General features: G+C 70.1%; 12 protein-coding genes. 4 read left to right on the top strand and 8 right to left on the bottom strand.

The features are described from left to right. Nucleotides 1-75 precede the first annotated feature (75 nt). On the bottom strand, nt 76-975 hold the full coding sequence (locus ACFYTQ_RS25210) for a BTAD domain-containing putative transcriptional regulator (protein WP_387365685.1): 900 nt from the start codon (nt 973-975) through the stop codon (nt 76-78). 244 nt (nt 976-1,219) lie between these two features. Between ACFYTQ_RS25210 and ACFYTQ_RS25205 the strand changes: the two genes are divergently transcribed. Continuing rightward, a complete protein-coding gene (locus ACFYTQ_RS25205; RefSeq protein WP_387365682.1) occupies nt 1,220-2,875 on the top strand; it encodes an FAD-binding dehydrogenase in 1,656 nt (551 codons plus the stop codon). Nucleotides 2,876-2,888: 13 nt separating this feature from the next. Here the strand turns inward: ACFYTQ_RS25205 and ACFYTQ_RS25200 are convergent, their stop codons facing one another. Further along, on the bottom strand, nt 2,889-3,926 hold the full coding sequence (locus tag ACFYTQ_RS25200; protein WP_387365679.1) for a beta-ketoacyl-ACP synthase III: 1,038 nt from the start codon (nt 3,924-3,926) through the stop codon (nt 2,889-2,891). A 90-nt stretch (nt 3,927-4,016) separates the two neighbouring features. Here ACFYTQ_RS25200 and ACFYTQ_RS25195 point away from each other — a divergent pair, with 90 nt between their 5' ends. Beyond that, on the top strand, nt 4,017-4,601 hold the full coding sequence (locus ACFYTQ_RS25195) for a TetR/AcrR family transcriptional regulator (RefSeq protein WP_387365676.1): 585 nt from the start codon (nt 4,017-4,019) through the stop codon (nt 4,599-4,601). Between the two features lie 21 nt (nt 4,602-4,622). On the opposite strand, the gene ACFYTQ_RS25190 is transcribed toward ACFYTQ_RS25195, so the two are convergent. Further along, nucleotides 4,623-5,300: an HAD family hydrolase gene (locus tag ACFYTQ_RS25190; RefSeq protein WP_387365673.1), complete on the bottom strand. Its 678-nt coding sequence runs from the start codon at nt 5,298-5,300 to the stop codon at nt 4,623-4,625. A 73-nt stretch (nt 5,301-5,373) separates the two neighbouring features. Here ACFYTQ_RS25190 and ACFYTQ_RS25185 point away from each other — a divergent pair, with 73 nt between their 5' ends. Further along, entirely contained in the window at nt 5,374-6,171 is a 798-nt protein-coding gene (locus ACFYTQ_RS25185; protein WP_387365670.1) for an ABC transporter ATP-binding protein, read from the top strand. Here ACFYTQ_RS25185 and ACFYTQ_RS25180 read toward each other — a convergent pair. Next, nucleotides 6,168-7,643 (bottom strand): amino acid permease, encoded by a 1,476-nt coding sequence (locus ACFYTQ_RS25180; RefSeq protein ID WP_387365667.1) that lies wholly within the window; start codon nt 7,641-7,643, stop codon nt 6,168-6,170. The genes ACFYTQ_RS25185 and ACFYTQ_RS25180 overlap by 4 nt on opposite strands. Before the next feature lie 224 nt (nt 7,644-7,867). Between ACFYTQ_RS25180 and ACFYTQ_RS25175 the strand changes: the two genes are divergently transcribed. Beyond that, entirely contained in the window at nt 7,868-9,817 is a 1,950-nt protein-coding gene (locus ACFYTQ_RS25175; protein ID WP_387365664.1) for a gamma-glutamyltransferase family protein, read from the top strand. Nucleotides 9,818-9,820: 3 nt separating this feature from the next. On the opposite strand, the gene ACFYTQ_RS25170 is transcribed toward ACFYTQ_RS25175, so the two are convergent. The 4 genes from ACFYTQ_RS25170 to ACFYTQ_RS25155 form a co-directional block, all read right to left on the bottom strand. Continuing rightward, on the bottom strand, nt 9,821-10,336 hold the full coding sequence (locus ACFYTQ_RS25170) for a DUF4333 domain-containing protein (protein WP_387365660.1): 516 nt from the start codon (nt 10,334-10,336) through the stop codon (nt 9,821-9,823). A gap of 104 nt (nt 10,337-10,440) precedes the next feature. Further along, nucleotides 10,441-10,938, bottom strand: coding sequence for a PH domain-containing protein (locus ACFYTQ_RS25165; protein WP_387365657.1), 498 nt, complete (start codon nt 10,936-10,938; stop codon nt 10,441-10,443). Nucleotides 10,939-10,942: 4 nt separating this feature from the next. After that, nucleotides 10,943-11,422, bottom strand: coding sequence for a 6,7-dimethyl-8-ribityllumazine synthase (gene ribH / locus ACFYTQ_RS25160; protein WP_387365654.1), 480 nt, complete (start codon nt 11,420-11,422; stop codon nt 10,943-10,945). A gap of 25 nt (nt 11,423-11,447) precedes the next feature. After that, nucleotides 11,448-12,701 carry a bifunctional 3,4-dihydroxy-2-butanone-4-phosphate synthase/GTP cyclohydrolase II gene (locus ACFYTQ_RS25155; protein WP_387365651.1) on the bottom strand — a complete coding sequence of 418 codons (1,254 nt, stop codon included), beginning with the start codon at nt 12,699-12,701 and terminating at the stop codon, nt 11,448-11,450. Nucleotides 12,702-12,715: the final 14 nt, after the last annotated feature.

Genomic DNA, 12,715 nt, shown 5'->3' with positions numbered 1-12,715 from the left:
GCGGGCCGGGCGAATCCGCGACGTGCAAGTCGCTCACCCAGGACCACGGTGCGGACCGGCCCTCGGCTAGGCCGGTCAGGGCGACAACCTGCGGGTCCGGCCGACGAACAGGTCGGCCGGGCCGCACAGCGCTCGGCCGCCGTCGGTTCCGGCCGGTTCCAGCGGCGGCGTCGGCGGCCGCGTCGGAACCCGCAGCGACGGATCATGATTCAGCATGCGCACCTCGAGCTCGGCGGTCTCCGGTGACGGATCCATGCCCAGCTCGTCGGCGAGCGCGCGGCGCAGGCGGTGCAGGCGGTGCAGCGCGTCGGGCGGACTGCCGTTGCGGTACACCGCGATCGCGTGCAGGCGGGCCAGCGGTTCGTGCAGCGGATGCTCGGCCACCAGGGCCGCCAGTTCGGCGACCACGTCGGCGTCGGCGCCCGCGCGCACCGCGGCGTCGAGTCCGGTGACGGTGAGCCCGAGCCGCCACTCCGTCAACCGCGCGGCCTCGGCCTGGGCGAAGGGCAGCGCGAGCAGATCCGCCAGAGCCGGTGCGCGCCAACGGGATACGGCGTCGCCGGCCGCGACCCGAACGTCCTCGTGGCGTCCGGCGCGCCGGGCCGCGTGCATGCGATCGGCGGCGGCCTCGGCCGCGACCAGATCGGTGACGACCACGCGCGCCCGATAGCCCGCCGAGGTCCGTCGCACGGCGTCGTTGTGCTCGCCCAGCGCCGCGCGCAGGCGCGAAATCAGCACGCGCAGACGGGGAATGGGCCGCCGCAGCTCGCCCTCGCCCCACAGGTCGGCCGCCAGCCGACCGTCCGGCACCGGCATCCCGCGCGCGAGTCCGAGCCGGACCAGAACCGCCCGCTCCAGCGGGCGATCCACGGCCAGTCGCCGTCCCCCGGCCCACACCTGCACCGGCCCCAGTATGCGTAGCTCGACGGGCGCCTCGGCCGCCCCGCCCCCGTGCCATCGATCCGTCTCGCTCATCGCCCCTCCACGATTCTGCGCCGATGCGCCGGACGCGCATCCGCCCCGAAATGATTGCCGTGAGAATGAAGCCCCCGAGCCCGCCCGCGAATACCGAGAATGCCGACTCGCCCTGCCGAACGGAAGTTGGCGGTCCGATCACCGGACCGCTCACGATGATGCCGGGCGGCACCGACAAGTTCTGCTACCGTGGCCCGGCGAACCGATACACTGATGTATCCAATTTCGTCCGAACGGAGGACTCGTGGCGCAACAGCCGGATGTGATCGTCGTCGGGGCAGGGCTGGCCGGTCTGGTGGCGACCTACGAGCTGACCAGGGCCGGGCGGCGGGTCCTCGTGCTGGATCAGGAGAACCGCAACAATCTGGGCGGCCAGGCGTTCTGGTCGCTGGGCGGACTGTTCCTCGTCGACACGCCCGAACAGCGCCGGATGGGGATCAAGGACTCCCTCGAGCTGGCCTGGCAGGACTGGCAGGGCTCGGCCGGATTCGACCGGGACGACGAGGACCACTGGGCACGGCAGTGGGCACGGGCCTACGTCGAGTTCGCCGCCACCGAGAAACGCGACTACCTGCACGAACTCGGCCTGCGGGTGACCCCACTGGTCGGCTGGGCCGAACGCGGCGGCGCGCACGCCGACGGGCACGGCAACTCGGTGCCGCGCTTCCACCTCACCTGGGGTACGGGCCCGGAGGTGGTGCGGGTGTTCCTCGAACCCGTACTCGCCGCCGAACAGCGCGGTCTGGTGGAGTTCGCCTTCCGGCACCGGGTGGACGAGCTGATCGTGGAGAACGACGCGGTGGTCGGCGTGCGCGGCAGCGTGCTCGAACCCACCGATCTCGACCGCGGCCGGGCCTCCTCGCGAAACAGCGTGGGCGCGTTCGAGTTCCGCGCGCCCGCGGTGCTGGTGTCCTCGGGCGGCATCGGCCACAACCACGAACTCATCCGCGCGAACTGGCCTGCCGACCGCCTCGGCCCGTGCCCGGAGACCATGATCTCCGGCGTCCCCGCCCACGTGGACGGGCGGATGCTCGCGATCACCGAGACCGCGGGCGGGCGCATCGTCAACCGCGACCGCATGTGGCACTACACCGAGGGCCTGCACAACTGGGATCCGATCTGGCCCGATCACGCCATCCGCATCATCCCCGGCCCGTCCTCGCTGTGGTTCGACGCCACCGGAAAGCGCCTGCCCGCACCGTGTTTCCCGGGTTTCGACACCAATTCGACCATGAAGGCCATCCTGTCGACCGGCTACGACTACTCGTGGTTCGTGCTGTCGCGCTCGATCATCGAGAAGGAGTTCATGCTGTCGGGTTCGGAGCAGAACCCCGACATCACCGGCAAGGACCTGAGATTCGCGCTGCGCAGCCGCCTGGCCAAGGGCGCGCCCGGACCGGTGCAGGCGTTCGTCGACCACGGCGTGGACTTCGTGGTCGGCGCGACCGTGGCCGAACTCGTCGAGGGCATGAACAAGATCGCGCGGGGACCGCACCTCGACGCCGCCGACCTGGAACGCCAGATCGCCGCGCGCGACCGCGAATTGGCCAACAAGTTCAGCAAGGACGCCCAGCTCATGGCGACGGCCAACGCCCGCCGCGCCCTCGGCGACAAGCTGGCCCGCGTCGCCACCCCGCACCGCATCCTCGATCCCGCGCACGGCCCGCTGATCGCCGTGCGGCTCAACATCCTCACCCGCAAGACGCTGGGCGGTCTACAGACCAACCTCGACTCGCAGGTGATCCGCGCCGACGGCACCCCCTTCCCCGGCCTGTACGCCGCGGGTGAGGTCGCCGGGTTCGGCGGCGGCGGGGTGCACGGCTACAACGCCCTGGAGGGCACCTTCCTCGGCGGCTGCATCTTCTCCGGCCGGGCGGCGGGTCGCGCCCTGGCCCGCTGAATCCCGTTCGGGCTCAGGCGATTCGGGGCAGGTTCACGACCTGTCCCGCGTAGGCCAGTCCGGCGCCGAAGCCGAGCAGCAGCGCGGTGTCGCCGGGCCGGGCCTCGCCGGAGCGGAGCAGTTGCTCCATCGCCATCGGGATCGAGGCGGCGCTGGTGTTGCCGGTCTCGACGATGTCGCGGGCGACGGCCACGGAATCGGGGATGTGCAGCGCCTTGATGAGCGCGTCGATGATGCGGATGTTGGCCTGGTGCGGGACGAAGGCGTCGAGCTGGTCGGAGGTGACCCCGGCCAGATCGAGCGCGTCGCGGCACGCCTTCTCCAGAAATGTGACGGCCCAACGGAACACGGCCTGGCCGTTCATCCGGATGTAGGGCCGCACCGTGCTGCCGCCGCTCGCCTCGGCCGCGGCGACCTCGGCGAAGTACTGCTGGAAGTCCTTGTCCTGCTTGATCGCCGCGGTCTGGCTGCCGTCCGAACCCCAGGCGACCGGGCCGACGCCCTCGGCGTCCGACGGTCCCACCACGACCGCGCCCGCGCCGTCGGCGAAGATGAAGGCGGTCGTGCGGTCGGCGGGGTCGAGCAGATCAGAGAGCCGCTCCACGCCGATCACCAGGACGTGCCGGGCCTGTCCGGCGCGAATCAGGCTGGCGGCGTTGCCCAACGCGTAGCAGAATCCGGCGCACCCGGCGGAGACGTCGTAGGCCGCGGTGTCGTGCATGCCGAGTTCGGTGGCGACCACCGCACCGGCCGAGGGCCCGAGCACCATCTGCGAGGAGGTGGCCAGGACGACGGCGTCGATCTGCTCGGCCGCGATGCCCGCGGCGGCGAGCGCGTCACGGGCCGCGGCCGTGCTCATGGAGACGATGGTCTCGTCGGATTCGGCCCAGCGGCGGGCCGCGATGCCGGACCGGCTGCGGATCCATTCGTCGGAGGAGTCGATCTGCTCGACGATCTCGGCATTGGGCACGATGCGGCGCGGCCGGTACACACCGAGCCCGAGTAGGGCGGCGTGGGCGACCGGGGTGGCGGTGGCGATGGGGGTGGGCACGACGACTTCCTCTCCGGGTGAACCGATCGGTTCACCGTCTACGATCTAACATGAACCGAACGGTTCACACAAGTGTCGGAAGGTGCGAACATGACGACGGCGGGTCCGCGCGCACGACTGCTCGCGAATACCATCACGATCGTCCAGGAGCACGGGGTTCACGCCGCCGGCCTGAGCGAACTGCTCAAGCGCAGCAATGCCTCGCGCAACTCCCTGTACCAGCACTTCCCCTCCGGCAAGGGTCAGCTCGTGGAGACCGCCGCGCGGATCGTGTCACGCCTGGTCTACCAGCATCTGAGCACGATGGCCGACGCGCTGGCGACCACCCCCTCGGCGGAACGCTGGCTCGACGAGCTGTTCGCGTTCTGGCGGCGGCCGCTCGAGTCCAGCGACTACCGCAAGGGGTCGTTCATGATGGCCGCCGCGCTGGACGAACTGGATCCGGTGGTACAGGCCGCCGCCGGTCAGGCGTTCGCCGAGTGGACCGCGCGGCTGGCCGACGGCATGGTCGCCGCGGGCATCGAGCGGTCGGCCGCGCGGTCGCTGGCGGGTCTGCTGCTGTCGGTCATCGAGGGCACGATCGTGCAGAGCCGGGCATTGAAGTCGAGCCAGCCGTTCCTCGACGCCAAGACGCAGCTCGTGGTGCTCCTCGACCATCATCGCGGGCGGGCGTGAGGTCCCGCACGGCGAAGCGGGTCAGGGCAGTCCGTAGGGCGCGAGCGCGTCGAGCAGTCCGGTGCGGCGGTCGAGGGTGGGCAGCGGTTCGACGTGGGCGAACCGGCAGCCGACCGCGGTGGCCGCGCCGTCGGCCTCGACGCTGTCCCCGACCATGAGGGCATGGCGGGTGCCGACCCGCTCCAGCGCCCAGTCGAAGATGGCGGGGTCGGGTTTGACCGCGCCGATCTCGTAGGACAGCGCGAACGCGGTGATGTGCGCGTCCCAGCCGCGCGCGGCGAAGGCGGGCCGCACGTCGAAGGCGATATTGCTCACGATCGCGATCGGAACGCCTTGGGCGGCAAGCCCTTCCAGCACCTTGCCGGTATCCGGATAGGGCGTCCAGGCGTGCGGATCGACCATGCGGTCGTACAGCCGCTCGGCCCGGTCGCCCGGCAGTCCGGACCGCCGCAGTACGGTCAGGTAGGCCGCTCGGTGCAGCGCCGGGTCGAGATCGCGCCGCTCCCAAGCGAATCGGGTGCGCTCGTCGAGTTCGAGCACCGGCCCGACGGGCTGGGTCATCCGCCGCAGGATCTCGGCGGACTCGTCCGCGTCCATCGGCCGACCGTCCTCGGTGATGAGATCCGCGGCCCAGCTCTCGTCGTCCTCGAGCCGGAACAGGGTCCCCGAGTAATCGAACAGCACCGCCTCGACAGTCACCCGAACAGCCTACCGAATCGTCCCATGATTACCCACACCGCAGCTTGTCTGAGGAGTTTGCTACCGTGGCGGCATGGCCGACTCCCCCATTCTCCAGGCCGACGCCGTGGATTTCGTGCGCGCCCGCAACCCGATTCTGAGCGCGGTGTCGCTGACGGTGCGGCCCGGTGAGCACTGGGCCCTGCTCGGCCCCAACGGCGCGGGCAAGACGACCCTGCTGAAGTTGCTGGGCGCCCTCGAACATCCCACGCGCGGCGCGGTCGAGGTGCTCGGGCATCGGCTGGGCCGGGTCGACATGCGCGAATTGCGCACGGCCATCGGCCATGTCGACCCGCGGCACGCGCCGCCGTATCCGCTGACCGCGCACGAGGTGGTGCTGACCGGGATCACCAACACCGCCGATCTGAAGCAGCGCTGGAATCCGACCGCGGCCGAGATCGCCGAGGCGGACCGGCTCATCGAGTTGCTCGGGCTCGCGCATCGGCGAGATGCCCGCTGGCCCACCATGTCCCAGGGCGAACGCGGCCGCGCGCTGATCGCCCGCGCGCTCATGCCGAATCCGCGCCTGCTGCTGCTCGACGAGCCCGCCACCGGGCTCGATGTGGCCGGGCGCGAACAGCTCATCGAGAACATCGATCGGCTCCAGGCCGCCCGGCCCGAGCTCGCCTCGGTGCTGGTCACCCATCATCTCGAGGAGCTGCCGCCGGGCACGACCCACGCCATGCTGTTGCGGGCGGGCCGCAGTGTAGCCCAGGGTCCCGTCGAACGGGTGCTCACCGACGCCCATGTGAGTACGTGCTTCGACCATCCGATCCGACTCACCCGGACCGAGGGCCGGTGGCAGGTGCGCACGGACCGGGTGCGGGTCTAGGGATTGTCGTCCTTGTCGAGCGGAAGGTTCGCGACCACGGGGAATTCGCCCGTGTAGCCCTCACGTTCGCGGGCGATGCCGAGCACGCGGCGACGCGCGGCGAACCAGCCGACGATCAGGGCGGGCACGATGACGAGCAGGCTCGCCACGGTCCAGGTGCCCACCGGGTAGTCGAAGCCCATGAGCACCACCACGACCACCAGGAAGATCAGCGTGGCGACGCTCGTGTAGGGCGTGCCGAACATGCGGAAGGCGGGGCGGCGCGCCTCGCCCCTGCGCCACAACTGCCACAACCGCAGCTGGCACAGCACGATCGTGGCCCAGGACGCGAGGATCCCCAGCGAGGCGACGTTCAGCACGATCTCGAAGGCCCGGGACGGGACGATGTAGTTGAGCCAGATCCCGAACAGCGCGACCACGCTGGTCAGCAGGATGCCGCCGTAGGGCACGCCGCGGCGGTTCATGCGGCCGGTGAAGCGGGGCGCGCTGCCGTTCATCGACATCGAGCGCAGGATGCGTCCGGTGGAGTAGAGCCCGGCGTTCAGGCTGGAGAAGGCGGCGGTGAGCACCACGAAGTTCATGATCGATCCGGCGTTGCCGACCCCGAGCTTGCCGAAGAACGTGACGAACGGGCTCTCCCCCGCCGAGTACGCGGTGTAGGGCAGCAGCAGGGCCAGCAACAGCAGCGACCCGATGTAGAACACCACGATCCGGAAGATCACCGAGTTGATCGCGCGCGGCATGATCTTCTCCGGATTCGCCGTCTCCCCCGCCGCCGTGCCGACCAATTCGACTGCCGCGTAAGCGAATACGACGCCGGAGGTCACGGTGACCAGGGGCAGGACGCCCCGCGGCAGCCAGCCCCCGGCGTCGGAGACCATGCCGAGACCCGTGCTGTTGCCGGCGATCGGGAACCGGCCCACCAGGAAGACCAGGCCCACGACCAGGAACGTCACCAGCGCGATCACCTTCACCAGCGCGGCCCAGAACTCGAACTCGCCGAACCACTTCACCGACACCAGGTTCACGCTCAGCACCACACACAGCGCGATCAACGCCAGCAGCCACTGGGCCACCGGCTGGAACGAGGACCAGTAGTGCAGATAGGTGGCGATGGCGGTGGAGTCGACGATGCCGGTCATCGACCAGTTGAGGAAGTACATCCAGCCCGCCACGAACGCGGCCTTCTCGCCGAAGAACTCGCGCGCGTAGGACACGAACGAGCCCGACGACGGGCGGTGCAGCACCAGCTCGCCCATCGCGCGCAGGATGAAGAACACGAACAGACCGCACACCCCGTAGACCAGGAACAGGCCCGGTCCCGCGCTGGCGAGGCGGCCGCCCGCGCCGAGGAACAGGCCGGTGCCGATCGCGCCGCCGATCGCGATCATCTTCAGCTGACGCGGCTGGAGGCTCTTGTGGTAGCCGCTGTCCTCCGCGTCGAGATGTCTGTTGCCTCGTACCTGGGTCATCTGCCGGTTGTTCCTCCGTCGACTCCGTGAGGCCCTGACGTTATCTGTTCAATAGCCGCTGCCCGCATCAGACCCCGGACATCGACACCGATACACCATAAGACTTGCTGGCTCGAATTCGATGCAGCCGTGCGGAAATAGCTGTTCGGACGCTCGCGCTCGCGCGTCGGTCCGGCGCCGGGAAATGTCCGCCCGCTGTCGGACCCGGGCGATACAGTCCGTTCATGAGGCGCACGCGACACACCTGGACCGGCGCGGTCGCCGCGCTCGTGCTCACCACGGCCGTACTCACCGGATGTTCCTCGAACGATTCCACCGCCGCCGACCGGACGTGCGCCGACTCGCCCAACGGCACGGCCGTCGCGAGCACCGCCGCGGGTCCGGCCGCGACCAGTACCAACCTCGCCACCAATCCCGAGATCGCGACCGGCTACCGGAAGAACATGACGCCGGTGCGCACCGGCTCGTTCGCGGTGTCCTCCGCCAATCCCCTTGCGACACAGGCGGCCTGCCGGGTGCTGGCCGACGGCGGCAGCGCGGCCGACGCGCTGGTGGCCGCGCAGATGGTGCTGGGGCTGGTCGAACCGCAGGCGTCCGGCATCGGCGGAGGCGCGTTCCTCGTGTACTACGACGCCGCCTCCCGCACGGTCGACGCCTACGACGGCCGCGAGGTGGCCCCGGCCAGCGCGACCGAGAACTATCTGCGCTGGGTCAGCGACACCGATCGCACTGTGCCGCAACCCAATGCGCGGGCCAGCGGCCGCTCGATCGGGGTGCCCGGGGCGCTGCGGCTGCTGGAGCTGGCGCAGCGCGAGCACGGCCGCAAACAGTGGCGCGAACTGTTCGATCCCGCGATCAACCTTGCCGACCACGGCTTTTCGATCAGCCCGCGGCTGGCGGGACAGATCGCCGAATCCGCGCCCGATCTCGCCCGCGACGACAACGCCAAGGCGTACTTCCTGCAACCCGACGGTTCGCCCAAGCCGGTGGGCTTCCAGCTGAGCAATCCCGCGTACGCGAAGACGTTGGGCGCCATCGCCTCCGACGGTCCGGCGGCGTTCTACACCGGCGCCATCGCCCAGGACATCGTCGACGCGACGGCGACCACGTCCGGCGGTCGCACGCCGGGCCAGATCACGCTCGCCGACCTGAGCGGCTACCAGGCCAAGAAGCGCACGGCCTTGTGCACCGAGTACCGCTCCCATCAGATCTGCGGCATGCCGAATCCGTCCTCGGGCGGGATCACCGTCGCCGCGACGCTGGGCATCCTGTCGAATTTCGATCTCGCGTCGCTGCCGCCGGACTCGCTCGACCGCGACGGCGGCAAGCCCAAAGCCCAAGCGGTGCACCTGATCTCCGAGGCCGAGCGGCTGGCCTACGCCGACCGGGACAAGTACGTCGCCGACTCCGATTTCATTCCGTTGCCCGGCAATTCACCGGATACGCTGCTGAACCGGGACTATCTGAAACAACGTGCGGGACTGATCGATCCGAACCACAGCATGGGCACCGCGCAACCCGGCGACTTCGGCCCCGTCCCGGTGGGCAACGGCCCGCAGCCGCCCGAGCACGGCACGAGCCACATCTCGGTGGTCGACAAGTACGGCAACGCGGCCGCGATGACGACCACCGTGGAGTCGGCGTTCGGATCGTTCCACGTGGTGGACGGCTTCGTGCTCAACAACCAGCTCACCGACTTCAACGCCGAACCGACCGGACCCGACGGCGCCCCGCTCGCCAACCGGGTCCAGGCGAACAAGCGGCCGCGCAGTTCGATGAGCCCGACGCTGGTGTTCGACAGGGCGGCCGACGGTTCGCGCGGCGACCTCACCTTCGTCACCGGTTCGCCCGGCGGGTCGGTGATCATCCAGTTCGTCGTGAAAACCCTTGTGGGCATGCTGGATTGGGGCCTGGACCCGCAACAGGCGGTGTCGGGGGTGGCCTTCGGCGCGGCCAACTCCCCGAGCACCAACGTCGGCGGCGAACATCCCGCGATCGACGCCGCCGACCACGGCGACCACGATCCGCTCGTCCAGCGCCTGCGCGAACTCGGCCACCAGGTCAGCGTCGCCCCGCAGTCCAGCGGGCTCAGCGCGCTGAAACGGGAGAACGGCGGCTGGATCGGCGGCGCGGACCCGCGGCGGGAGGGCGCGGTGATGGGCGACGCGAAATAGGCCCTAGTGGTCGAGGCCGACCGAATAGGAGTACTGGTCGCCCTTGACCGCGGAGATGACGAAGGTGACCGGGACCGTCCTGCCGTCCACCTGGGTGACCGTGCACTTGCGGGAGCTGTTGGCCTCGAGCTTCTGCAAACCGGGGCAGGCGACCCCGGCCACCTCGCCGTCGGAGATCTGCCGGTACATGTTCTCGATCTTGGTCTGGGCGTCGTCGGCGGCCACCACGCGATCGTCGAAGGCCGCCTCGACCGAGACGTCGTTGCCATTGACCTTGGCGGCCTTGGCGGTCACCGGCCAGGTGGTGCCCGCCTTGTCGGCGGCCTTGCACTTGACGGTCGCGCCCTCCTTCACCGCGAGCGTGCCGTCGCACGACGAACTCGCCGGATCCTCGCCCGCGTTCTTGTGGAACAGGTCGGTGATCGCGGCCTGGACGTCCTTGTCGTCCACATGGGAACCGATCGACACCGAACAGCCCACGGCGATCAGGATCGGCGACAACAACAGCAAACGACGCATGGCGGGACCTTCACTTCTCCGGTCGGCGACCCCTCATCGATCACCGATTCAGCAAGTGCTATCACGCCCCGGGCGCTTCGGCCATTCGAACGGGCGACCGGCGCTCAGTCGCCCTGCGTCGCGGTGTATTTCGCGCCCAGTTCGCGGAACCGGTCCATGGCCCGCGCGGCGTGCTCGCCGTCGTTGACCCGCAGCGCCAGCATCGGCACGTACTCGTCGCCGATCAGTTCCAGCCGCGCCCACGCCTTCTTGTCCGGCAGTGACACGCCGCGGATATCGGGCCAGCGGAAGTCGTTGTCGCCCAGCACGTTCCGGACCGAGACCCCACCCGGCCCGACGCGCACCCGGGGGCGGGTCAGCAGCAGCACCGCCCCGGCCAGCAGCCAGCCGAAGCAGATGAGCGCGATCTGGTCGGCGACGCGCAGATTCACGCCGGTCGCGGTGTGCGGGGTCGCGATCCCGGCCACGGTGAACGCGATCGCGAGGACCGCGGCCACGATCCGCGCGGTGCGCGCCGAACGCCGGGGACGGATCTCGAGATCCCACTCCGGCGCGGGCTCGGCCCGCTCGGGTCCGCGCTTGCGGATACGGACGACCGGCACGCGATCACGCGTCCTGTCGCAGCGCCCGCAGGGTGAGCGCCGCGTCCAGCGCGGCGGCGGCGGCCTGCTCGCCCTTGTCCTCCGCCGAATCCGGCAGCCCGGCGCGGTCGAGGGCCTGATGTTCGGTGTTCACGGTGAGCACGCCGTTGGTGACCGGGGTGGACTCGTCCAGCGACACGCGCGTCAGCCCGGCCGTCACCGCGTCGCAGACGTACTCGAAATGCGGTGTCTCCCCGCGGATCACGACGCCCAGCGCCACCACCGCGTCGTGGCCGCGGGCCAGCGCCTGCGCGACCACCGGCAGTTCCATCGCGCCCGCGCAGCGCACCACCGTGATCTCCTCGACGCCCGCGTCGCGCGCCACCCGCTCGGCGTTGGCCACGAGCGTGTCGCAGATCTTGGTGTGCCAGCGCGAGGCGACGATGCCGAGTTTGAGGCTGCTGGCATCCTCGAGTGCGAAATCCGGTACGCCCGCACCGCTCATTGTCGAATGTCCGCCTTCCGAATAGTTATCGCGCGGTCTCGTCGAGGTCCAGATCGTCCAGCCCGACCAGGTCGTGGCCCATCCGGTCCCGCTTGGTACGCAGGTAGTGCAGATTCTCCGGCGTGGGGCGGACCGGCATCGGCACCCGCTCGGTGATGCTCAGGCCGTACCCGTCCAGACCGACCCGCTTGGCCGGGTTGTTGGTCAGCAGCCGCATGGACTTGATGCCGAGATCGACGAGGATCTGCGCGCCCGTGCCGTAGTCGCGGGCGTCGGCGGGCAGGCCGAGTTCGATATTGGCGTCGACGGTGTCGTGCAGGCCGCTGTCCTGCAACTGGTACGCCTGCAACTTGTGCATGAGGCCGATGCCGCGGCCCTCGTGCCCGCGCATGTACAGCACGACGCCGCGGCCCTCGGCCGCCACCATCTCCATGGCCGCCTCGAGCTGCGGGCCGCAGTCGCAGCGCAGCGAGCCGAACACGTCGCCGGTGAGGCATTCGGAGTGCACGCGCACGAGTACGTCCTCGCCGCCGTCGACGGCGATGTCGCCGAGGACCAGCGCGACATGTTCGACGTCGTCGTAGATGCTGCGGTAGCCGACGGCCCGGAAGCCGCCGACGCGGGTGGGGATGCGGGCCTCGGCGATGCGCTCGACCTGCTTCTCGTGCTTGCGCCGCCAGGCGATCATGTCGGCGATGGAGATCAGCGCGAGGTCGTGTTCGTCGGCGAAGACGCGCAGCTCCTCGGTGCGCGCCATATCGCCCTCGTTCTTCTGGCTGACGATCTCGCAGATGACACCGGCCGGGCCGAGCCCGGCCATGCGGGCCAGGTCCACGGCGGCCTCGGTGTGGCCCGGGCGGCGCAGCACGCCACCGTCCTTGGCGCGCAACGGAACCACGTGCCCGGGGCGGGTGAAGTCGCTGGGCTTGGCGAGCGGATCGGCGAGCAGGCGCATGGTGGTCGCGCGGTCGGCGGCGGAGATGCCGGTGCTCACGCCCTCGCGCGCGTCGACCGAGACGGTGTAGGCGGTGCCGTGCTTGTCCTGATTGATCGCGTACATCGGCGGCAGGCCGAGGCGATCGCAGTCGGCGCCGGTGAGGGGCACACAGATGTAGCCGGAGGTGTAGCGGATCATGAAGGCCACGAGTTCCGGGGTGGCCTTCTCCGCCGCGAAGATGAGGTCGCCCTCGTTCTCCCGGCCCTCGTCGTCGACGACGACGACCGCCTTACCGGCGGCGATATCGGCGACGGCGCGCTCGATGGTGTCGAACCTGGTCACGTCTGTTGTGCTCC

The organism is Nocardia sp. NPDC004068, from assembly GCF_042874315.1.
Taxonomy (GTDB): domain Bacteria; phylum Actinomycetota; class Actinomycetes; order Mycobacteriales; family Mycobacteriaceae; genus Nocardia.
The sequence above is the reverse complement of the archived record's forward strand: the minus strand, read 5'-3'. Positions and strand labels throughout refer to the sequence as shown.

What these genes read in the sequence shown, in the direction of transcription:
- ACFYTQ_RS25210 (WP_387365685.1), bottom strand. Translation starts at nt 975, where the DNA reads ATGAGCGAGACGGATCGATGGCACGGGGGCGGGGCGGCCGAGGCGCCC.
- ACFYTQ_RS25195 (WP_387365676.1), top strand. Translation starts at nt 4,017, where the DNA reads ATGACGACGGCGGGTCCGCGCGCACGACTGCTCGCGAATACCATCACG.
- ACFYTQ_RS25185 (WP_387365670.1), top strand. Translation starts at nt 5,374, where the DNA reads ATGGCCGACTCCCCCATTCTCCAGGCCGACGCCGTGGATTTCGTGCGC.
- ACFYTQ_RS25180 (WP_387365667.1), bottom strand. Translation starts at nt 7,643, where the DNA reads ATGACCCAGGTACGAGGCAACAGACATCTCGACGCGGAGGACAGCGGC.
- ACFYTQ_RS25175 (WP_387365664.1), top strand. Translation starts at nt 7,868, where the DNA reads ATGAGGCGCACGCGACACACCTGGACCGGCGCGGTCGCCGCGCTCGTG.
- ACFYTQ_RS25170 (WP_387365660.1), bottom strand. Translation starts at nt 10,336, where the DNA reads ATGCGTCGTTTGCTGTTGTTGTCGCCGATCCTGATCGCCGTGGGCTGT.
- ribH (WP_387365654.1), bottom strand. Translation starts at nt 11,422, where the DNA reads ATGAGCGGTGCGGGCGTACCGGATTTCGCACTCGAGGATGCCAGCAGC.